Source organism: Gordonia sp. NPDC003424, assembly GCF_053588655.1.
The window spans coordinates 106,919-126,383 of the sequence record NZ_JBSFQJ010000010.1; the positions used below are offsets into that span (position 1 = coordinate 106,919).

Genomic DNA, 19,465 nt, shown 5'->3' on the forward strand with positions numbered 1-19,465 from the left:
AATCAACCTGACACTTCAGTGTAGAGCACGGGGTGGACCGAACCCAAAACCGGTTTCCGACCACCCTTCGCCCTCTTCGACCATACCCGTCGCGCATACCCGGTTGGGACCGCCCGGACCCCTGCCGAGGGGGACCGTGGACGCTGGAACCGGGTCTCCCGCGTAAGTGGGCGCTCTGCGCGATCTCGCGACAATAATTGTCGTGTGATCGCGCTGTGCCCCCACTTGCGCGAGCCACCACCGGCACAGTGCCGGCCGGAAGTCCGTGTCACAGCGATCGCACGAGAATCTCCACCGCCTCGTCATACCGATCCGGCGACGCCGCGGCGAAATTGAGCCGCACGAAGGGACCCGTCGCCTCGGCGGGGAACCACTCGGAGCCGGGCGCGACGGCCAGTCCGGCCGCCAGGGCTCGCGCGGCGACGGCGTCGGGGTCGGTCGGAGTGCCGTCGGCGCCGTGGGCGGGTAGCGCCGCCCAGATGTTGAGCCCACCCCGCGGCACCGCGCCGACCTCGATCATCGGCGCGCCCGCCCCGAGCGCACCCACGAGTGCGTCGCGTCGTGCCTGCAACGCGCGGCGCAGCCGCGCCAGATGGGTGTGCCAGGCGGGACGCGACACCACGTCGAGCGCCACCGCCTGCAGCACCGGCGCGACGTACATGTCCGACACCGTGAGCGCGTTCTCGATCCGCGCCCGGGCCGGGCCGCGGGCGATGAGCACGGCCACGCGCACGCTCAGCGACAGGCTCTTGGTCAGCGATCGGATGTAGATCACGTGGCCGCCCGAATCCGCGCAGACCAGTGGCGACGGGGCCGGGCCGTCCATCGCGAAGTCGTGTGCCCAGTCGTCCTCGACGACGAACGCCCGATGATCGCGCACCACGGCGAGCACGGCCTCGCGCTGGGCCGGGGTCCACACGTCGCCGGTCGGGTTGGCGAAGGTCGGCTGCACGTAGGCCAACCGGGCGCCCGACGTGGCGAACGCGTCGTCGAGGTCGGATGCGCTCGGCGCCCCGTCGGTGCGCGGGACCGGCACGATCACCAGCCCCGCCTGCCGCGCCGCGGCGATCGCTCCCCAGTACGTCGGGGACTCCATGACGACGGCGTCGCCGGGCGTGGTGAGTGCACGAAAGGTCGCGGCCAGCGCGGCCTGTCCACCGGAGGCGATCACCGCGTCGGTGTCGCGCCAGCCGTCGGAGCCGAGATCGTCGACGAACCAGCGTCGCAGATCGGGGAGCCCGGCCGTCGGGGGCCGGATGAACGCGTCGTCGCGCTTCGCCATCCGGGCGAAAGCACTCCGCACCTCCCGGAGCGGCATGAGGTCGGCGTCGGGATACCCGCTGTGCATCGCGATGGTGTCGTGCGGGATCTGCCGCATGCTCGAGCCGATGACCGGAGTGCCGGATCGTTCCGGCCCCAGCGTGGCGGTCTGCCACGAGACATCCACCGGTGCCGCGAAGACGTTCCGCTTCCGCACGAATGTTCCACTGCCCGAACGGGTTTCGACGATTCCCTCGGCAACGAGCTGCGCCAGTGCCCGCTGCACGGTGACCGGCCCGGCACCGAACTGCTCGGCGAGCACACGCGTCGACGGCAGCTTGGCCCCGGCGTCGGCAGCCGCCGCCAGGGAACGTAGGTGACGCGCTATCCGCGAACTGCTATCGTCTGACATGAGTATTGATAGTAGCGCTATCGCACCCAGTCGCTCAGCGCTTTCCCGCTCTGGTGCACTCTGGGGCCTGGTGGGTGTGGCGGCGTTCTCGTTCACCATCCCCTTCACCCGCATCGCCGTCGGCGGGCTCGACCCGCTGTTCATCGGGTGTGGCCGCGCAGTGATCGCCGCGGTGCTGGCCGCCGGCGCCCTGCTGATCGGCGGTGCCCGCGTACCCACCCCGCGCGAATGGCTGGGACTGGTCCCCGTGGCGCTCGGGGTGGTCGCCGGATTCCCGATCCTGACCTCGCTCGCGCTGCAATCGACCGACGCCGGCCACGCGGCTGTCGTCGTCGGATTGCTGCCGGCCGCCACCGCTGTCGCTGCCGTGACGATGGCGGGCGAGCGCCCGAGCCGACGGTTCTGGATCGGCGCCGGCTGCGGCGTGCTGGCGACGATCGGCTTCACCGTCGCCGCCCACGGGTCGATCGGCGGGATCGGTGTCGCGGACCTGTTGTTGTTCGGCGCGGTCGGGTTGGGTGCGCTCGGCTATGCGCAGGGCGGGTTGATGTCGCGGAAGCTGGGATCGTGGCAGACCATCAGCTGGGCATTGGTGCTGGCGTCGCCGATCATGACCGCGCTCAGCCTCTGGCGACTCGACGTCGCTCCCCCACACGCGACGACCGGCCAGTGGGCCGCCTTCGCCTACCTGTCCGCGGTCAGCATGTTCCTCGGCTTCTTCGCCTGGTACCGCGGCCTCGCCATCGGGCCGATGGCGACGATCAGCCAGGTCCAGCTGGTCCAGCCGATCCTGTCGGTGCTGTGGTCGATACTGCTGCTCGACGAACACCTCACCGCGGCGCTGGTCGTCGGCGGCCTCGCCGTGATCGCGACTGCCGCGTTCACCGTGCGGAGTCGGGTGGTTGCGCCCCCATCGCTGGTCGAGCACACCCGCGCCTTGAGCACACACGCCCGTTGAACAACCCGCCCGTCAAGCACACTCGCGGTCGCGCGCCCACCGCTCGTTGAGCAGCCCGCGAGGCGCCAGCCGAGCGAGCGTGTCGAAACGTCGCGCCCACCGCCCCGCCGAGCCCACCAGCCCGTCGCGCCCGCCCGCTCGTGAAGCTCACCCGCCCGTCGCACCCACCGCTCGTTGAGCAGCCCGCGAGGCGCCAGCCGAGCGAGCGTGTCGAAACGTCGCATTTCGACAAGCTCAATGACCTGAAGGCACGGTCAATGACCAGAAAGCAAGCTCAACGACCGGGAATCACGCCCAACAAGCGGGAATCCTGGTCAACGACCGGAACCCAAGTCCGATGGACGAAGGATCAAAGGGTCAGTTGAACTGAATAACCGCCTGCGCACGCCCGAAGATCTTACGGTCGCCCTGCTTGGCGACGATCGCGATCGTGCCGCGCCGGGTCTCCGGGTCGAGCGACTTGACCTTGCCGGTGAAGTCGACCGCCGCGCTGTCGTCGACGGGCACGTACACCGGGCTGGTGAAGCGCACGTTGTACTCGCAGAACGCGGCCGGGTCGCCGATGAACTCGGAGATGAAGGTCGCGCCCAGGCCCATCGTCTGCATGCCGTGGGCGACGACGTCATCCATGCCGGCCGCCTTGACCACGTGGTCGGAGAAGTGGATCGGGTTGGGGTCACCGGCGACGCCGGCGTAGTTGGTCAGATTGCCGCGGGTCAGCAGGAATCGCTTGGGCTTGAGTTCCTGACCGACGGTGAGCGTGTCGAAGTCGATCGCGGCGTAGGCACCCGGGCTCTGGGTGGGGTCCGGCTCGTCGAGTCGGGCGGGGTCGGCGAACACGGTCTTGCCGGCGACGCCGGTCTTGTCGATCTTCATCATCACGTGGTCGAGAGACGCCTCGAGCTCGGGATCGACTTCCAAGCCGGGGCGCGCGGCCAGCGACGTCCAGGTGGTCATCACCGGCTCGTGGTGCTGATTCCAGATGACGTTCTTGGTGACCATCAGGTCGATCGTCTCGGGACTGGTGATGTGGCGGAACGAGTCCAGCGACACGTCGCACACCAGTTGGTCGCCGACCTTCATCGGCTGGTGATAGACCAGCCGCTGGTCGGTCTGCATGATCTGCCACAGGTCGTAGCCGGTGACGACGTCCTCGAACAGTCTGCGTTGGGCGATGATGCCGAGCACTGAGACGTAGGTGGGTGCGGCGATGAGGGTGTCGTGACCCATCTCGCGGGCCGCTTCCTCGCTCCAGTGGGTCGGGTGCGCGTCCTGCACGGCGAGCGCGTGCTTGCGGACTTCCTCGCGGCCGATCTCGTAATAGTCGTCGACGGTGTACTTGAAGCCCACCAGTTCCTTGGTGTGGGCCGCGATCTCTTCCGGAGTCAACTTCGGGCCGTCTTTCACGCTCCCGATCCGCTCGGCGAGCTCCCCGTCGGTGATCTGTGTCATGCTTTTCGCTCCTTCGCTGCGCCCTGCGCCTCGACGGCACGACTCTCGCGAATGCGGGTCACGGGCTGCCATCCGATGCGCTGCCCGATTGACGTGCAGCTTATCCAATGGTCACGGGCTGCCTCGCGATATGCGAGACAGCCCGTGGTCAAGTCTGAAATTGTGACGAGTCGCCGGTGCGACCGGGTCACCGAGTCGTCAACGCGATTCCGACGACGAAATCGTCAGCACCACTCCTACGACGGAGTCGTCAGCGCGATTCTTTGTGCGCCTGGTGCTTGCCGCAGTTCGGGCAGAACTTCTTGATCTCGAGGCGATCGGGATCGTTCCGGCGGTTCTTCTTCGTGATGTAGTTACGGTGCTTGCACACCTCGCACGCCAAGGTGATCTTGGGGCGGACATCTGTTGAGGAGGCCACGTCGTTGCCTTCTTTCGGGTGGTACGTCGGCGGGCTCGGCTCGCCCTTCTAGCAGTTCGGCTCCAAGCTGGTCGGAGCCGCTTTGTAGCGGTGGAGGGACTCGATCCCTCGACCTCACGATTATGAGTCGTGCGCTCTAACCAGCTGAGCTACACCGCCATGTGGACTGGAGGTCCAGCGAGCCCCCTGACGGAATCGAACCGTCGACCTTTTCCTTACCATGGAAACGCTCTGCCGACTGAGCTAAGGGGGCGTGCCCGGGTCACCCACTCGCGTGGGCGGCTCGAGAGCCTTAACGAGATTACACACCGGAGTAGGCGCTCACCAAATCGCCTCACGACGACCGGTGGCGAGCGCCGAAATCCAGCGATTCACCTCGTTGTGGCAGATGCAGGATTCGAACCTGCGTAGCTTTCGCGACGGATTTACAGTCCGCTCCCATTGGCCGCTCGGGCAATCTGCCGTGTGTCCCCTCGGCCGGGTTGCGACCGCAAGAACAACGCCGTGAAGAATACAACGACTACCGCAGGTCAGCGCAAACCCGCAGTTCAGCGACTGTTCACCACGCGGCTGTCAGCCACCCTCCGCTTCAGATTGTGAAACTGCCGGGTCTGCATGACCCAGTGCGACGGTTCGAGCATCAGCGTGCTGATGATCGGTTTGAGCCAGCGCGGCTCGAACGCCCAGTAGCCGCTGACCACCAGCCGCGTCCGGTCGTCGGGCAGCGGTCGCAACCAGAAGCTCCACGTCGAATCGGTGTACGACGACGGCCGCCCGTCGGCCGGGTCGTACTGTCGGCCCTTGCCGTCCAGCGTCATGCGCAGGGCGAGGAACCGCTGCGGTTCACAGGCGACGACCTCCCACGCCTGGCTGCCGTCGGGGGTGCCGAGAAAGCGGTCGCCGAGCGTGACGTCCTGCCATTCCGGGTGGATGCGGGTGGCGCTGTGGCGGCCCCAGTTGTCGAGGCGATCCCAGCTGTACCAGCCGCCGCGGTCGGTGCCCATCTGCGCCAGCCATGGCCAGACCGCGGCCGGCGGCGCGTCGATGCTGGTGGCCATGGTCGCGCTGCGGGTTCCGTCGGGCACGATGCCCGCGTCGGGGAAGTCCTCGTCGACCTCCTCCTCGAGCGCGCCCCACCGGAGCATGTGGGGGCGGACCACCCCCGCGTATGTGGCTCCGATCAGCCCGACCGCCGCAGCGGCGCCGATGCCTCGTCTGGTGATGCTGCCCATGTCTGAATTCTCTCGCCACATGGTGGGAATCGACAGAGCCGAACGACCTGTCCGAGGCGCCCGATAGGGTGTCAGGCATGGCTGATTCATCGTTTGACGTGGTGAGCAAGGTCGACCGCCAGGAGGTCGACAACGCCCTCAACCAGGCCGCCAAGGAACTGTCGCAGCGCTACGACTTCCGCGGCACCAACACCGGCATCGAATGGTCCGGCGACGAGACCATCGTGATCACCTCCGACGCCGAGGAACGCGTCCAGGCAGGCCTCGAGGTGTTCAAGGAGAAGCTGATCCGCCGCGACATCTCGCTCAAGGCCTTCGACGCCGGCGAACCCGCCGCGTCCGGCAAAACCTTCAAGATCAGCGGCAAGATCGTCGAGGGCATCGACTCCGAGCACGCCAAGAAGATCTCCAAGAAGATCCGCGACGACGGCCCCAAGGGCGTCAAGGCGCAGATCCAGGGCGAGGAGCTGCGGGTGTCGAGCAAGAAGCGCGACGACCTGCAGGCCGTCATCGCACTGCTCAAGGGCGAGGACTTCGGGATCGCGCTGCAGTTCGTGAACTACCGGTAGAGCCCCGTCGACTGGGCGCCCGTTCCCGTCGACCGGGCGCTCCCTCCCGTCGACTGGGCGCTCCCTCCCGTCGACTGGGCGCTCCCTCCCGTCGACTGGGCGCTCCTCACCGTCGACTGGGCGCTCCTCACCGTCGAGTGGGCGCTCACTTCCGTCGACCGGGCGCCCGTCACAGTCGAGTAGGCACCCGGATTGGCTGCGTTCCGCTACTCATCGGTCACGACATGCCCCGTCGGACCTAGCAGCCGAGTGAGCACTGCGGCACCCCCGCCCGCGCTGGGGGCCCGGTCAACGAAAAACGGCGCCCAGTCGACACGGAACGACGCCCACTCGACGGTGGCTACCGCCCCGAATGCGGCCCCCGCCGCGCCATCTCCTGCAGGCGGGCGATGCGGTCGGCGGTCGGCGGGTGGGTGGCGAACATCTTGGCCATGCCGCCCCCGCGGAACGGGTTGGCGATCATCAGATGTGACTGCGACTCCAGCTGCGGCGTCGGCGCCAGCGGCGCCTGGTCGATGCCGCCGCTGATCTTGGCCAGCGCCGACGCCAACGCCAGCGGGTCGCCCGACAGCTCGGCACCTGACTGGTCGGCCTGATACTCGCGTGAGCGCGACACCGACATCTTGATCAACGTCGCCGCCAGCGGACCGAGCAGCGAGATGAGCAGCACTCCGAGCAGTCCCGGCCCCTGACCGTTGCGGTTGCCGCCGAACCAGAACGCCATGTTCGCCAGGCCGGTGATCACCGAGGCCATCGCCCCGGCGATCGACGAGATCAGGATGTCGCGGTTGTACACGTGCGACAGCTCGTGCCCGAGCACCGCACGCAACTCGCGCTCGTTGAGCAGGCGCAGGATGCCCGCGGTGCAGCAGACCGCGGCGTTCTTCGGGTTCCGGCCGGTCGCGAACGCGTTCGGCGACTCGGTCGGGCTGATGTAGAGCGCCGGCATCGGCTGCCGGGCGGTGGTCGCGAGCTCGCGAACGATCCGGTACAGCACCGGCGCCTCCACCTCGGTCACCGGCTGCGCATGCATCGACCGCAACGCCAGCTTGGCCGAGTTGAAGTAGACGTAGGCGTTGGTGCCGACCGCGAGGATCACCGAGAACCACAGGATCGTCGGGTTTCGGAACAGCGACCCGATGAACACGATGATCACCGACATCAGAATCATCAGACCCGCTGTCTTCAGGCCGTTGAAATGCATCAGATCCTCGATCCACGACGCGGTCCCACCGGTCGGCGGGCCTCTCTCACTGTCGCAAACGAACGGATGATCGGCAGAGTTTCCCGCCCGCTACCCCGTCCGGTCGATGGTGTAGCTCACCAACGACGACAGCGCCGTGTGCGCCGGCCCCGCCGGCAGTTCGGCGAGAACCTCGCGCGCCTCGTCGGCGAAGGCCCGCAGCCGGTCGTGGGCCGCGGCCATGCCCGACGACGCGTTGAGCACCTCGATCGCCTCGGCCACCGCGGCGTCGTCGGTGACCGGCTTCGCCTGCCCGGTCTTCGGGTCGAGCAGCAGTTCGGACAGTCGCGCCGACGCCGGGTCATCGGCGCGCAGGGCGTAGAGCACCGGCAGCGTGTGGACGCCTTCCCGCAGGTCGGTGCCCGGTGTCTTGCCGGAGTCGCCGGACGCCGAGCTGATGTCGATGATGTCGTCGGAGACCTGGAAGGCGGTGCCGATGATGTCGCCGAGGTGGGACAGGCGTTCGATGTCCACGGGGGCCGCGCCGGCCGCCATCGACCCGAACCGGCCGGCCGCCGCGATCAGCGACCCGGTCTTCTCCCACACCACACGCAAGTAGTGGTCGATCGCGTCGGCGCCGCGTGCGCCGACGGTCTCGCGCATCTGCCCGGTGACCAACTCGGCGAACGTCTCGGCGATGATCCGTACCGCGTCGGGGCCCAGCGTGGAGACCAGGCGGGAGGCGCGGGCGAACAGGAAGTCGCCGGACAGGATGGCGATGCTGTTGGTCCAGCGGGCGTTGGCGCTCGGCGCACCGCGACGCATGGGCGCCTCGTCCATCACGTCGTCGTGGTAGAGCGTCGCGAGGTGGATCATCTCGACGACGGTCGCCGAGGTGATGACGTCGGCGCTGCCCGCGTCGGGTCCGAACCGCGACGCGAGGATCGCGAACATCGGGCGGAAACGCTTGCCGCCGGCCTTGGCGAGGTGCGTCGCAGCCTCGGTCATGATCTCGTCACCGGACGACAGCTCGGTCAGCAACAGGTCCTCGACCTGCGCCAGCGACAAGCGCACGGTCTCGGCGAACTCGTCGGTTCCCAGGTCAACCCCGGCGAATGTGGACTTCACGTGCTCTCGTGCCCCATCTTCTCGTCGGTCGCAGCAGGCCCCGACCATGGTCGGGGCCTGCTGCCGAGACTAGTCGGTTCTGGGTGCCGACATACTGGTCGGGTGAGTAGCGACTTTCCGGAGCGGGACACCGACCACCCGCTCCCCCCGCTCCCGGCGCGCGCGGACGTGCTCGTCGTCGGCGCCGGACCGGGCGGATCGGCGGCCGCCGCCCACGCCGCGGCCGCCGGGCACGAGGTGGTCCTCGTCGACGCCGCGACCTTCCCCCGCGACAAGACCTGCGGCGACGGTCTGACCCCGCGCGCGGTCGCCGAACTGGATCGCCTCGGCCTCGGCGACTACCTCGCCGATCGCCCCCGCATCGACGGCCTCGCGCTGCATGGCTGGGGCGCGAGCCAGCAGGTGCCCTGGCCGCCGGGCCGGTTCCCGACGTACGGCAGCGCGGTCACCCGGATGGAACTCGACGAGGAGATCCGAGCGCTCGCGGTCGCTCGTGGGGCCCGGATGGTCCAGGGCGCCAAGGCGGTCGACGTCACCATGGACGGGGACCGGATCGGCTCGGTCACCCTGGCCGGACCCGATGGTCCGCGCCAGATCGCCGTGCGCGACGTGATCGTCGCCGACGGCGTGCGCTCGGGGCTCGGCAAGACCCTCGGACGTCAGTGGCACCGCGACACCGCCTACGGCGTCGCCGCCCGCGCGTATGTCAGCTCCGGGCGCGCCGACGACCACTGGATGGGCTCCCACCTGGAGTTGCGTGACCCCGACGGCGCGCTCCTGCCCGGCTACGGCTGGGTCTTCCCGCTCGGGCGCGGACAGCTCAACGTCGGCGTCGGGGCGCTGGCCACCGCGAAACGACCCGCGCACATGGCGCTGCGCCCGATCCTCGAGCACTACGCGCGGATGGTCGCCGACGACTGGCGCATCGACGGCACGCCACAGCGCCTCACCTCGGCGCTGTTGCCGATGGGCGGCGCGGTGAGCGGTGTCGCCGGGGCCAACTGGATCCTCATCGGCGACGCCGCAGCCTGCGTGAACCCGCTCAACGGCGAGGGCATCGACTACGCGCTCGAAACCGGCCGCCTCGCCGTCGAGTTGCTCGACGACGGCTCCGGCGACCACACCACCCGCTGGCGCGACATCCTCGTCGAGCACTACGGGCTCGCGTTCTCCGCCGCCCGGCGCCTCGCCGGAGTGCTCACCGTCCCACAGGCCGTACCCACGCTGGGCCGCCCCGGAATCCGGTCGGCGCGGCTGATGTCGCTGGTTGTACGCGTGATGGGCAACCTGATCACCGCCGAGGACACCGACCTGGTGGCCCGCGCCTGGCGCACCGTCGGGCGCGGTTCGGTGCGCGTGGATCACCGCCCACCATTCCAATGAGACAAAGTTGGTGATATGTTTCATTGCATGTCCGCCGTGAGTCGTACCGCCGCCCGCACCAAGCACGCCGTGCAGAACCGGATCTCGAAGCGGTACGCGCTTCGCGCCGAGATGGCCGCGCTCGACGCCGATAACGACGCGCAGCTGATCGCCCAGAAGCTCGCCACCCTCGAATTCCCCTGGGGCATCACCCAAGCCCTGAGCTTCGCCCTCTTCCGAACCTACGCGGTACCATCGATCGGCGAACTGCTCTACCACACAGGGCAATTCACCGAGCACACGCAGAAGCGGTACGACGACACGGTGCTGTTGCTCGACGCCCCCATCGCCTACGGCTTCGATCACCCGAACGGCCGCGCCGGCATCCGCCGCATCAACCAGATGCATGCGATGTACGACATCTCGAACGACGACATGCGCTACGTCCTCTCGACCTTCGTGGTGTGCCCGGTCGAGTGGGTGAACGCCCACGAGTGGCGGTCGATGACCCCGCACGAGATCACCGGCCTAACCAACTACTACCGGGCGCTCGGAAAACACATGGCCATCAAGGACATCCCGGAAACCCACGAGGAGTTCAAGCAGTTCTACGAGTCGTACGAGCGTACCAACTTCGCGTTCAGCGAAGAGTCGCTTGCGGTTGCCGACGCGACGCTCGACCTGCTCGGCACATTCATGCCGTACCGCTTGCTGCCCCGCGCCGTGGTGCGTCGAATGTCGTTCGCGCTCATGGACGATCGGCTGCTCGAGGCGTTCCGTTACCCGAAACCGACCACCGCCGAACGCATCCTGGTGCGCGCCGGGCTCAGAGCCCGCGCCCTCGCGATCCGCCTGTTCGCGTCGCCGCGTGTCGAGCCGCTGTTCGCCCGCGACACCAAGGAAGTCCGCGGCTACCCCGACGGCTACCGCGTCGAAGATCTCGGCACCTTCGAGCCCACGTTCGCCCCCGGTTGCCCGTTCCCGCACGGCGCAACCGGCTGATCTCACCCCTCGCCGGTCTCGGGGTGAGCCTGCGCCCGCACCCCCTGCCAGCCGAGTACCACCTACGCCACAAGCGATCTCGATGCGCTCGTCGCTAGCGCTCCTCACTTACTCGATCAGCGACGGGCAACCCTCCGCTGGTCGAGTAAGCGACCGAGCCTGCGAGGCCGCGCATCGAGACCACCTCTGCCGCAGAGGATCACCCCGCCCTCACCCCTGAGTGCACCGCCGCGATCCCTCCGGTCAGGTTCTCCCAGCGAACCGCGGTAAACCCTGCCTCCCGAATCAGATCCCCGAGCCCGAACTGATCCGGCCACGCCCGAATCGATTCCGCCAGATACACATACGCAGCGGGATTGCTCGACACCTTCGTCGCCACCGTCGGCAAGGCCTTCATCAGATACTCCAGGTAGACCGTCCGGAGCGGCTTCAAAACCGGCGTCGAGAACTCACAGATGACCAGTCGCCCACCGGGTTTGAGCACACGGTGTAGCTCGGACAGCGCCTTCGGCACATCGTTCACATTCCGCAGACCGAAGGAAATCGTTGCCGCATCGAAGGATTCGTCGGCAAACGGCAGCGCGAGCGCGTCTGCCGCAACCTTCGGCACCTCACGCTTCGCGCCCGCCTTCAGCATGCCCAGCGAGAAGTCTGCCGCTATGCAGTGCGCACCCGAACGCCCGAGTTCCACCGTGGAGACGGCGGTCCCCGCGGCCAGGTCGAGCACGATGTCCGACGGCTTCAGCGCCAGCGCCGCCCGGGTCTTCTTGCGCCAGCCACGGTCCTGACCGAAGGACAGCACGGTGTTGGTGATGTCGTAGCGCTTGGCCACGCCGTCGAACATGGCCGCGACCTCGGCAGGGTCCTTGTCGAGGGTTGCCCGTTCCACATGTGCGCCGCCGGTTGTGCCTGCCATGGCGCCCACGCTACCGGGCAACGGCGCCGCACCACCACGTAAGGTCATGCCTCGGATAACCGCGCACCCAGCGCATCTATACGTCAATAATCTCCTCGTAAACGCGCTACGCCCCCGCTTAGGCGAACCACCGCGCCACAACCCACTCACCCGGCCAGCGAAACAACCTGCTCGCCGTCGATCACCGCACGATAATGGCCCAGCAGCTGCTCGCAGACCGACGGCCACGTCCGCGACCGCACCGCCCCCAGCGCCGCGCGCCCGAACTCGGCCCGCAACACGTCGTCACGCAGCACCTCGACCACCGACGGGAGCCGCTCGGCGTACTCGGGAGGCGGCAACAGGTACCCGGTCCGGCAGTGGGCCACCAGGTCACGCGGCCCACCCGCATCCGGCCCGATCACCGGCACGCCGCTGGCCATCGCCTCCTGGATGGTCTGGCAGAACGTCTCGTGTTCGCCGGCATGCGCGAACACGTCGAAGCTCGCGTACGCGCGGGCGAGCTCGGCGCCACGCAGTTCCCCGGTGAACACCGCGCCGGGCATCAAGGCCGCCAGCCGCCCCCGCTCGGGCCCGTCCCCGACGATCACCAGCTGCACCCCAGGATCATCGGCCACCGACGCCAACCGTTCGACGTGCTTCTCCGGCGCCAGCCGTCCGACGAACCCGACGACCAGCCTCCCGTGCGCAACTCCCCACTCTGCGCGCAGCCCGCCGTCACGCAGCGACGGCGAGAACAGCTCCACATCCACCCCGCGACCCCACCGATGCAGCCGCGGAACACCATGGCTGCCAAGCATTCTCAGCGTGTCGGTAGACGGCGCGAGGGTGCGGTCACACATGTCGTGCAGTCGTCGGGTGTAGCGCCAGGCCAGCTTGGCGGTGATGGCCAGCCCATAGCTCGCGGCGAATCCGGCGACATCGGTCTGGAAGACGGCCACCGACGGCACGTCGAGTCGTCGTGCCGCCACTGCACCCGCGGCGCCGACCACGAACGGCGACGCGAGGTGCACCACGTCGGGCTCGAAGTCCCGCAACGCCCGATGCAACGATGGCATCGGCACGCCGACGGGCAGCGACGTCACCTTGGGCACGCGCAGCGACGGCACCAGGTGGACCGGCGTGCGCCGCCCGACCATCCGCGGCGCCGACTCCTCACCGCGAGCGGTGTCCGGGGCGATCACCATGGCGGTGTGGCCGGTGCGTTCGAGATGGTCGACCACCCGCAGAACGGAGTTGACCACCCCGTTGATCTGCGGCAGGAAACTCTCGGCCACGATCGCGACGCGCATGCCGCCAGTGTCGGGGCGTCACCTGTCGTGGATGCCGTCCCGACATGACGTTCGGCCGAAACGATGGTGAACTCTGCCTAACCTCGGCCGCGGGCACAATGACCCCATGGACCTGCTGCTGGCCAGCCGATGGCTCGACGCCGTGCCCGATTTCCTCGCCCGGACAACCAGAACCACCCACCCCACCGTCGGCTTCATCGGCACTGCGTCGGCGCTGTATCCCGACCCCGCCTGGCTCGACTTCGACCGCCACGCGCTCCGAGGTTTCGGCTGCCGCCTCGTCGAACTCGACCCGGAACGGCACAACTTCGCCACCCGCCTCGAGACCCTCGACGCCGTCTTCGTCAGCGGCGGCAACACCTTCCACCTCCTGCACGTCTTCCGCACCACCGGCGCCGAGGAACACCTCGTCACGAGAGTCCGCCAAGGACTCCCCTACATCGGCGTCAGCGCGGGCGCGGCGATCACCGGCCCCGACATCGAACCCGTCTCGCTGATGGACGACGCGAGCGAGACCGCGCCCCTGGCCTCCACCCGGGCGTGGGGGCTCGTCGACGTCGTCGTGATCCCGCATGCGGACGGGATCGTCGGCGGGCGGCAGGTCGTCGAGGACACCAGAACCCGGTACGCCGAGCGCTTTCCGCTGCTGTTCATCGACGACGATCAGGCGGTGGTGGTCTCCGATGGTTCGCTCTCGGTGGTCGCGTCCTGACGCTCGACGTCCTCACCACGCGACCGTCGGCGATTGATCTCGGCCAGCAACAGCATCACCGCCCCGACGACGAGCCAGCCGACCACCGCGATAGAGAGCCCCGGGATGATCGCCAGCGTCCAGCTCCGCCCGGTGGGCCGTGCGAGGTCGGGGTTGGTGGCGTCGTAGTCGACCCGGATGCGCTGTCCCCGGGTCAGTTCGGTCGGGTACAGCAGCCCGAGGCGCGGGCTGTGGAACTGGCCGTCGGGGGTCTGGAAATTGACCGCAGCGTGCAGGGCGTCGGCGGAGACGACGTCGGCCGTCACCGTCGCCTTGTTCGCGTCGATCTGTTTGTCGTTGTGGTGACAGCCCGCGACCAGCACAAACCCCATCGTGGTGACCACCAGTCCGATCAGCAGCAGCACCACCTGGACGCGGCGCAACACGATCGGATTCATGGGGTGCAGCCTACCGAGGCAGGCCGCGGAGCTTCTGGCCGGAACTACGAAACCCGCGCGGCGATCGCCGCGTGCACCGCCCGCAACCGCTCGCGGTCGGTGGCCACCTCGATCACCTCGATCCCGCCCGCGGGCGCCGGCTCCGCCAGCACCATCGACAGCTCGGCCACCGTCACCCGACGGTGCGGCAGATGGAATCCGGCGCACAGCGACGCGAGGTCGGTGCGGTGCGGCGTGCCGAACACCCGCTCGTACGCACCCGCATAGGGGCCGCTGTTGAACCGCGGGTCCCCCTGCTCGAGCAGCCCGAAGATGCCGCCACCGTCGTCGTTGGCCACGACGATCCGCAGCGATGACGGCCGCGGCTCACCCGGCCCGATGACCAGCCCGGTCGCGTCGTGCAGAAACGTGAGGTCACCCATCAACGCAACCGTCCGGGCCCCGGGCGCGGCCGCCGCGTCCAACGCCAGCGCCGCCCCGATCGCCGTCGAATTGGTGCCGTCGATGCCGGCCACTCCCCGGTTCGAGAGCACCCGCACCCCGTCGGTGACCTGCCCGGCGAGCGCGACGTCGCGGATCGGATTCGACGCACCGAGGAACAGCTGGTCGCCGGGTCGCATCGCCGCGCTGACCACCCGCGCGACGTGCAGGCCGGTCGCGACTGCCGGGCCGTCGAGTTCGGCGTCGACCGCGTCGAGCACCCGCTGCTGCACGTCAGCGCACTCCTTGAGCCACTCCTCGCGCGGCTCGCCGACCGGTTCCGCGCGGGTGCCGGTCGCGTACACGTTGCCCGACACGTCGGGCCAGCGCGGTCCGGTGGTCAGCGCGTAGACCTGCACGTGCGGGTCGGCGAGCAATCGCGACACCCCGCGATGCAGGGTCGGTCGCCCGCAGATGATCGCCTGCTGCGGACGCACCGAATTGAGCGCCAACGGATGTAGCGGTGTGTGGGCATGTGGCGCAGTGGGTTCCGCGACGGTCGGCACGTGTGCCAGCGCCGGGTGCACCCCCGAGCCGTGTCCGGAGACGACGACGGTGTCCAGTGAGAGGTCGATGGGCAGCGGGATGTCGAGCCTGCCGACGGGCGCCTGGGTCCACGGGAGGCCGTCGGGTCGTCCGGCGAATGCGCCGCCGGGCACCGCGTCGAGGTCGTCGTCGACGTCGGGGACCAGCGGTTCGCGCAGCGGGATGTCGAACTGGACCGGGCCCGCGTTGCCGGTGCGGGCGCCGCGGGCGGCGGCCAGCACGCGGCCTACCGCCGAACGCCACTGGCTGTTGGTGTCGAGGTCCTGTTCGGCCAGGCCCAGGCTGATCGCGGCGCGCACCTGCGTGCCGAAGATGCCGAACTGTTCGACGGTCTGATTGGCGCCCGACCCCAGCAGCTCGTACGGCCGGTTGGCGCTGACAACGACGAGGGGCACCCGCGCATAGTTGGCCTCGAACACCGCCGGACTCATGTTGGCGACGGCGGTGCCGCTGGTCATGATGATCGGCACCGGGTGCCGCGACGACACCGCCAACCCCAGTGCGAGGTACCCGGCCGACCGTTCGTCGATGCGCACGTGCAGTCGCAAGCGGCCCGCCGCGTCGGCGGCATGCAGCGCGAACGCCAGCGGCGCGTTGCGGGAACCCGGGCACAGCACCGCCTCGGTCACACCGCCGCGGATCATCTCGTCGACGATCACGCGGGCCTGCAGGGTCGAGGGGTTCATGGGGTCCACCCTAGGACGGCGACCAATGTGCTGAGCACCGCGTAAGGACATGGTGATCGTCACGTCGACGGAGGACCATCAGTACATGGGCTTTTACGACGAACACATTCTCCCGCACCTGGTGAACTTCGCGTGTGGCATGAAAGCCGACTTCCCGTATCGACGACGGGCGTGCGAAGGCCTGTCCGGCGAGATCGTCGAGGTGGGTTTCGGCTCCGGCCACAACGTGCCGTTCTACCCGGAGACGGTGAAACGGGTGGCCGCCGTCGAACCGTCGGATGGCATGTGGAAACTCGCGGCCGACCGCATCGCGGCCTCGTCGGTGACGATCGACCGGGCCGGCCTCGACGGTCAGCGCCTACCGTTCGACGACAACACCTTCGACGCTGCGCTCTCCACCTACACGATGTGCACCATCCCGGATCTCGCGGCCGCGCTCGCAGAGATCAAGCGGGTGGTCAAGGACGGCGGCACCCTGCATTTCCTCGAACACGGCATCGCCCCCGACGAGTCCGTGCGCAAATGGCAATACCGGCTCGATCCAATTGAGGTCCGTTTGGTCGGCGGCTGCCATTTCACGCGCGACATCCCCGCCGCCATCATCGACTCGGGTCTGTCCATCACGGACATGGACCAGTTCTACGAACCCAAAGCCCCGAAGTTCGCGGCCGCGCTCTCTCTCGGCGTCGCACAGGTGCCGACCACCTGACCGTCCGAGCGCACCCCGCCGGTTGAGCCAGCCCGGCGAGAAACGAACCAAGCGCACCCCGCCCGTTGAGCCAGCCCGGCGAGGAACGAGCCGAGCGCCGTCGAAACCCACCTCCCACTACCCTCAACCGAGTGCGTCGTTGGATTCTGCTGGCCCTCCTCACCGCGGCCGCGACGTACCTCCTCGAATTCCTCGACGTCGACGCCGCGGCGCTCTTCGCCGGGCTCGTGGTCGCCGGCATCCTGGCCATCGCCGGCTACGCACCCACCCGAAACACCACCGCCACCGAGTCCGATGACGACGCAGCCGACACCCCACCCGCCATCCCGCGCCCCATCATGCTCACCGCCCAAGGCGTGCTCGGCACCTTCATCGGCACCATGGCCGATCCGCAGACGCTGTCCGGGCTGGGGTCGTCGTGGCTTCCGGTACTGGTCGTCGGGCTGGGCACACTCGCGTTGTCGGTGGCCGGCGGCGCCTTTCTCGGACTGCACAAACTGGTCGACCCGCTGACCGGATCGCTGGCGCTGGTCGCCGGCGGAGCGTCGGGTCTGGTGGTCCTGACGAGGGAGCTCGGCGGCGACGAGCGCATGGTCGCGGTGATCCAGTACCTCCGCGTCGCCTTGGTCACGGTCACCATCCCGCTGGTGGCATCGCTGGTGTTCGGTGCGCAAGCATCAGGCGCGCCCATCGCCACCCCGACGGTGCCGCAGCAGGGCTGGGGCCTCCTCCTGCTGGCGGTCTGCCTCGGTATCGGCATCCCGCTCGGCCGCCGCATCCACCTGCCCGCGGCCGGTCTGCTCGGGCCGATGGCCCTGTCTACGGTCGCCGAGCTGACCGGCCTCGCCGGAGACGCCGCCGTCTCGACGGTCCTGCTGACCCTCGCCTACGCCATCATCGGCTGGCAGGCCGGCCTCGGGTTCACCATGGACCGCCTGCGCGCGATCGGCCGGGTGCTGCCCGCCGCGCTGACGCTGATCCTGGCCATCGGCGTCGGCTGCGCCCTGCTCGGCGTCGCGCTCTCGGCCTGGACCGGCGAGTCGATGTTCGACTGCTACCTGGCCACCACCCCTGGCGGCATCTACGCCGTGCTGGCCGCGGCGACCGCGGCCGGCGGCAATGTCGCCTTCGTGGTGGCCGCGCAGATCCTCCGGGTGCTGCTGATGCTGTTCGTGGCGCCGTTCGCGGCGCGGGCCGCGGCAAAGCGGTTGAGGCGACCGTCCGCGTAACACGTCACACCCCAAAACCCCACCGCTCGTTGAGCAGCCCGAGGAACAAGGGGCGGGTCGAAACGAGCCCACCCCACCACCGCTCGTTGAGCAGCCCCGAGGAACAAGGGGCGTGTCGAAACGAGCCCACCCACCCCAAATCCTCACCCGCTACAGTCGAACCCATGACTGGGGGACCCACATCACAACACGACCGCGAGTTCGACGTCATCGTCTACGGCGCCACCGGCTTCGTCGGCGAACTGACCGCCCGCTACCTTGCCGAGCACGCGCCGGAAGGCACCAAGGTCGCACTCGGCGGCCGATCCGAGACCAAACTCGCCGCCACCCGCAAACGCCTGCCGACCCGCGCCCACGACTGGCCGCTAGTCGTCGCGGATTCGTCGTCGCCGGCCGCACTCGACGCGATGGTCGCCCGCACCCGCGTCGTGTGCACTACCGTCGGCCCGTACCTGCGTTACGGCGAGGCGCTGGTGGTGGCGGCGGCCAGCGCCGGCACCGACTATGTCGACCTCACCGGCGAGGTCCCTTTCGTGCACTACTCCATCGAGAAGGCTCACGAGACCGCCGTCGCAACCGGCGCCCGCATCGTGCACTCGTGTGGATTCGATTCCGTCCCTTCCGATCTCGGTGTGTACGTGCTCTACAAGAAGGTGGCCGACGACGACGCGGGTCGGCTCACCGACACCACCCTGATCGTGAAGTCGTTCCGCGGAGGGTTCTCCGGCGGCACGATCGACTCGATGCGCGTCATCGCCGAGCAGTCCAAGGACTCCGAAACCCGCCGGCTGCTGCTGAATCCGCAATCCCTGTCGGGCACGCCTGGCAACACACCCCGCGCCAACATGTCATCGGAACCCAGCGACATCTCCCCTGTGAGCGCCAAAAAGGTCGATCCGTCGTTGCGCGGCACACTCGCCCCGTTCATCATGGCGTCCCACAACACGCGGATCGTGCGACGCACCAACGCCCTGCTCGACGACGTCTACGGCAAGGACTTTCACTACGGCGAGGTCATGGCTGTCGGCGACACGCCCGGCCTGTCCGCCGTAATCGCCGGACTGGTGGGCATCGGCACCGGAATCGGTCTGGCCGCAATGAGTTTCGGCCCCACCCGCAAAATGCTGGATCGCCTGCTCCCCAAGCCCGGCGAGGGACCCGACGAAAAGACTCGCGAGAAGGGCTTTTTCGTCACCCAGATCTACACCACGACGACCACCGGGCGCCGGTACCGGTCGGAGATGCGGATGCAGGGCGACCCCGGCTACAAAGCGACCGCGACGATGCTCGGCGAGTGCGCGCTCTCGCTGGCGCTCGAGCGGGACAAGTTACCGCAACTCACGGGTGTGCTCACCCCAGCCGCGGCGATGGGCGACGTGCTGGTCGACCGGTTACGCAGTGCGGGCGCGACGCTGGAGGCCGTCGAGCTGCGCTGACGCACTGCGGAACCAACCCCACCCGTCAAGCCGATGCGGAACGCCA

Annotated in this window: 18 protein-coding genes and 3 tRNA genes; 8 read left to right on the top strand and 13 right to left on the bottom strand. The window is 68.6% G+C overall.

The features are described 5' to 3' along the window. Positions 1 to 268: 268 nt before the first annotated feature. Positions 269 to 1,672, bottom strand: a complete 1,404-nt coding sequence (locus ACWDTI_RS16295; protein ID WP_449739144.1) for an aminotransferase-like domain-containing protein — start codon at positions 1,670 to 1,672, stop codon at positions 269 to 271. On the opposite strand from ACWDTI_RS16295, the gene ACWDTI_RS16300 reads away from it, so the two are divergent. After that, entirely contained in the window at positions 1,671 to 2,630 is a 960-nt protein-coding gene (locus tag ACWDTI_RS16300; protein ID WP_449739145.1) for a DMT family transporter, read from the top strand. The genes ACWDTI_RS16295 and ACWDTI_RS16300 overlap by 2 nt on opposite strands. 357 nt (positions 2,631 to 2,987) lie before the next feature. Here ACWDTI_RS16300 and ACWDTI_RS16305 read toward each other — a convergent pair whose 3' ends face one another. The 6 genes from ACWDTI_RS16305 to ACWDTI_RS16330 all read right to left on the bottom strand — a co-directional run bounded on the left by ACWDTI_RS16305 (position 2,988) and on the right by ACWDTI_RS16330 (position 5,732). Then, positions 2,988 to 4,082: a fused (3R)-hydroxyacyl-ACP dehydratase subunits HadA/HadB gene (locus ACWDTI_RS16305; RefSeq protein WP_449739146.1), complete on the bottom strand. Its 1,095-nt coding sequence runs from the start codon at positions 4,080 to 4,082 to the stop codon at positions 2,988 to 2,990. A 250-nt stretch (positions 4,083 to 4,332) separates the two neighbouring features. Further along, positions 4,333 to 4,500: a 50S ribosomal protein L33 gene (rpmG, locus tag ACWDTI_RS16310; protein WP_003929651.1), complete on the bottom strand. Its 168-nt coding sequence runs from the start codon at positions 4,498 to 4,500 to the stop codon at positions 4,333 to 4,335. Between the two features lie 85 nt (positions 4,501 to 4,585). Further along, a tRNA-Met gene (locus tag ACWDTI_RS16315) sits at positions 4,586 to 4,659 on the bottom strand. A 21-nt stretch (positions 4,660 to 4,680) separates the two neighbouring features. Then, positions 4,681 to 4,753, bottom strand: a tRNA-Thr gene (locus ACWDTI_RS16320). Positions 4,754 to 4,882: 129 nt separating this feature from the next. Continuing rightward, positions 4,883 to 4,963 (bottom strand) — tRNA-Tyr (locus tag ACWDTI_RS16325). A gap of 85 nt (positions 4,964 to 5,048) precedes the next feature. Then, complete coding sequence (locus tag ACWDTI_RS16330; protein WP_449739147.1) at positions 5,049 to 5,732, bottom strand: SRPBCC family protein; 684 nt, start codon at positions 5,730 to 5,732, stop codon at positions 5,049 to 5,051. A 77-nt stretch (positions 5,733 to 5,809) separates the two neighbouring features. Between ACWDTI_RS16330 and ACWDTI_RS16335 the strand changes: the two genes are divergently transcribed. Then, positions 5,810 to 6,301 carry a YajQ family cyclic di-GMP-binding protein gene (locus tag ACWDTI_RS16335; protein WP_449739148.1) on the top strand — a complete coding sequence of 164 codons (492 nt, stop codon included), beginning with the start codon at positions 5,810 to 5,812 and terminating at the stop codon, positions 6,299 to 6,301. A 340-nt stretch (positions 6,302 to 6,641) separates the two neighbouring features. Here the strand turns inward: ACWDTI_RS16335 and htpX are convergent, their stop codons facing one another. Both htpX and ACWDTI_RS16345 read right to left on the bottom strand, forming a co-directional pair. Then, the gene (gene htpX / locus ACWDTI_RS16340) at positions 6,642 to 7,505 is read right to left on the bottom strand and encodes a zinc metalloprotease HtpX (RefSeq protein ID WP_449739149.1); all 864 of its coding nucleotides are present in this window, start codon (positions 7,503 to 7,505) and stop codon (positions 6,642 to 6,644) included. Between the two features lie 90 nt (positions 7,506 to 7,595). Continuing rightward, entirely contained in the window at positions 7,596 to 8,612 is a 1,017-nt protein-coding gene (locus tag ACWDTI_RS16345) for a polyprenyl synthetase family protein (protein ID WP_449739150.1), read from the bottom strand. Between the two features lie 102 nt (positions 8,613 to 8,714). Here ACWDTI_RS16345 and ACWDTI_RS16350 point away from each other — a divergent pair, with 102 nt between their 5' ends. Next, a complete protein-coding gene (locus tag ACWDTI_RS16350; RefSeq protein WP_449739151.1) occupies positions 8,715 to 9,995 on the top strand; it encodes a geranylgeranyl reductase family protein in 1,281 nt (426 codons plus the stop codon). 27 nt (positions 9,996 to 10,022) lie between these two features. Further along, the gene (locus ACWDTI_RS16355; RefSeq protein WP_449739152.1) at positions 10,023 to 10,976 is read left to right on the top strand and encodes an oxygenase MpaB family protein; all 954 of its coding nucleotides are present in this window, start codon (positions 10,023 to 10,025) and stop codon (positions 10,974 to 10,976) included. Between the two features lie 199 nt (positions 10,977 to 11,175). On the opposite strand, the gene ACWDTI_RS16360 is transcribed toward ACWDTI_RS16355, so the two are convergent. After that, positions 11,176 to 11,892, bottom strand: coding sequence for a demethylmenaquinone methyltransferase (locus ACWDTI_RS16360; RefSeq protein WP_449739153.1), 717 nt, complete (start codon positions 11,890 to 11,892; stop codon positions 11,176 to 11,178). 146 nt (positions 11,893 to 12,038) lie between these two features. Next, positions 12,039 to 13,184: a glycosyltransferase family 4 protein gene (locus ACWDTI_RS16365; RefSeq protein ID WP_449739154.1), complete on the bottom strand. Its 1,146-nt coding sequence runs from the start codon at positions 13,182 to 13,184 to the stop codon at positions 12,039 to 12,041. A 106-nt stretch (positions 13,185 to 13,290) separates the two neighbouring features. Between ACWDTI_RS16365 and ACWDTI_RS16370 the strand changes: the two genes are divergently transcribed. Further along, positions 13,291 to 13,896, top strand: coding sequence for a Type 1 glutamine amidotransferase-like domain-containing protein (locus ACWDTI_RS16370; protein WP_449739155.1), 606 nt, complete (start codon positions 13,291 to 13,293; stop codon positions 13,894 to 13,896). On the opposite strand, the gene ACWDTI_RS16375 is transcribed toward ACWDTI_RS16370, so the two are convergent. Further along, positions 13,848 to 14,333, bottom strand: a complete 486-nt coding sequence (locus ACWDTI_RS16375) for a hypothetical protein (RefSeq protein WP_449739156.1) — start codon at positions 14,331 to 14,333, stop codon at positions 13,848 to 13,850. The genes ACWDTI_RS16370 and ACWDTI_RS16375 overlap by 49 nt on opposite strands. 44 nt (positions 14,334 to 14,377) lie before the next feature. Beyond that, on the bottom strand, positions 14,378 to 16,045 hold the full coding sequence (menD, locus tag ACWDTI_RS16380; protein WP_449739157.1) for a 2-succinyl-5-enolpyruvyl-6-hydroxy-3-cyclohexene-1-carboxylic-acid synthase: 1,668 nt from the start codon (positions 16,043 to 16,045) through the stop codon (positions 14,378 to 14,380). A gap of 85 nt (positions 16,046 to 16,130) precedes the next feature. Between menD and ACWDTI_RS16385 the strand changes: the two genes are divergently transcribed. The 3 genes from ACWDTI_RS16385 to ACWDTI_RS16395 all read left to right on the top strand — a co-directional run bounded on the left by ACWDTI_RS16385 (position 16,131) and on the right by ACWDTI_RS16395 (position 19,419). Then, on the top strand, positions 16,131 to 16,754 hold the full coding sequence (locus tag ACWDTI_RS16385; protein ID WP_449739207.1) for a class I SAM-dependent methyltransferase: 624 nt from the start codon (positions 16,131 to 16,133) through the stop codon (positions 16,752 to 16,754). A gap of 131 nt (positions 16,755 to 16,885) precedes the next feature. Next, positions 16,886 to 17,983 (top strand): AbrB family transcriptional regulator, encoded by a 1,098-nt coding sequence (locus tag ACWDTI_RS16390; protein ID WP_449739158.1) that lies wholly within the window; start codon positions 16,886 to 16,888, stop codon positions 17,981 to 17,983. A 164-nt stretch (positions 17,984 to 18,147) separates the two neighbouring features. Beyond that, positions 18,148 to 19,419, top strand: a complete 1,272-nt coding sequence (locus ACWDTI_RS16395; RefSeq protein ID WP_449739159.1) for a saccharopine dehydrogenase family protein — start codon at positions 18,148 to 18,150, stop codon at positions 19,417 to 19,419. Positions 19,420 to 19,465 lie beyond the last annotated feature (46 nt).

Bases quoted from the DNA above. Each gene is read 5' to 3' on its own strand.
- ACWDTI_RS16385 (WP_449739207.1), top strand. From the start codon at position 16,131: ATGGGCTTTTACGACGAACACATTCTCCCGCACCTGGTGAACTTCGCG.
- ACWDTI_RS16365 (WP_449739154.1), bottom strand. From the start codon at position 13,184: ATGCGCGTCGCGATCGTGGCCGAGAGTTTCCTGCCGCAGATCAACGGG.
- ACWDTI_RS16305 (WP_449739146.1), bottom strand. From the start codon at position 4,082: ATGACACAGATCACCGACGGGGAGCTCGCCGAGCGGATCGGGAGCGTG.
- htpX (WP_449739149.1), bottom strand. From the start codon at position 7,505: ATGCATTTCAACGGCCTGAAGACAGCGGGTCTGATGATTCTGATGTCG.
- ACWDTI_RS16295 (WP_449739144.1), bottom strand. From the start codon at position 1,672: ATGTCAGACGATAGCAGTTCGCGGATAGCGCGTCACCTACGTTCCCTG.
- menD (WP_449739157.1), bottom strand. From the start codon at position 16,045: ATGAACCCCTCGACCCTGCAGGCCCGCGTGATCGTCGACGAGATGATC.
- ACWDTI_RS16395 (WP_449739159.1), top strand. From the start codon at position 18,148: ATGACTGGGGGACCCACATCACAACACGACCGCGAGTTCGACGTCATC.
- ACWDTI_RS16335 (WP_449739148.1), top strand. From the start codon at position 5,810: ATGGCTGATTCATCGTTTGACGTGGTGAGCAAGGTCGACCGCCAGGAG.
- ACWDTI_RS16370 (WP_449739155.1), top strand. From the start codon at position 13,291: ATGGACCTGCTGCTGGCCAGCCGATGGCTCGACGCCGTGCCCGATTTC.
- ACWDTI_RS16360 (WP_449739153.1), bottom strand. From the start codon at position 11,892: ATGGCAGGCACAACCGGCGGCGCACATGTGGAACGGGCAACCCTCGAC.
- ACWDTI_RS16355 (WP_449739152.1), top strand. From the start codon at position 10,023: ATGTCCGCCGTGAGTCGTACCGCCGCCCGCACCAAGCACGCCGTGCAG.
- ACWDTI_RS16330 (WP_449739147.1), bottom strand. From the start codon at position 5,732: ATGGGCAGCATCACCAGACGAGGCATCGGCGCCGCTGCGGCGGTCGGG.
- ACWDTI_RS16300 (WP_449739145.1), top strand. From the start codon at position 1,671: ATGAGTATTGATAGTAGCGCTATCGCACCCAGTCGCTCAGCGCTTTCC.
- ACWDTI_RS16375 (WP_449739156.1), bottom strand. From the start codon at position 14,333: ATGAATCCGATCGTGTTGCGCCGCGTCCAGGTGGTGCTGCTGCTGATC.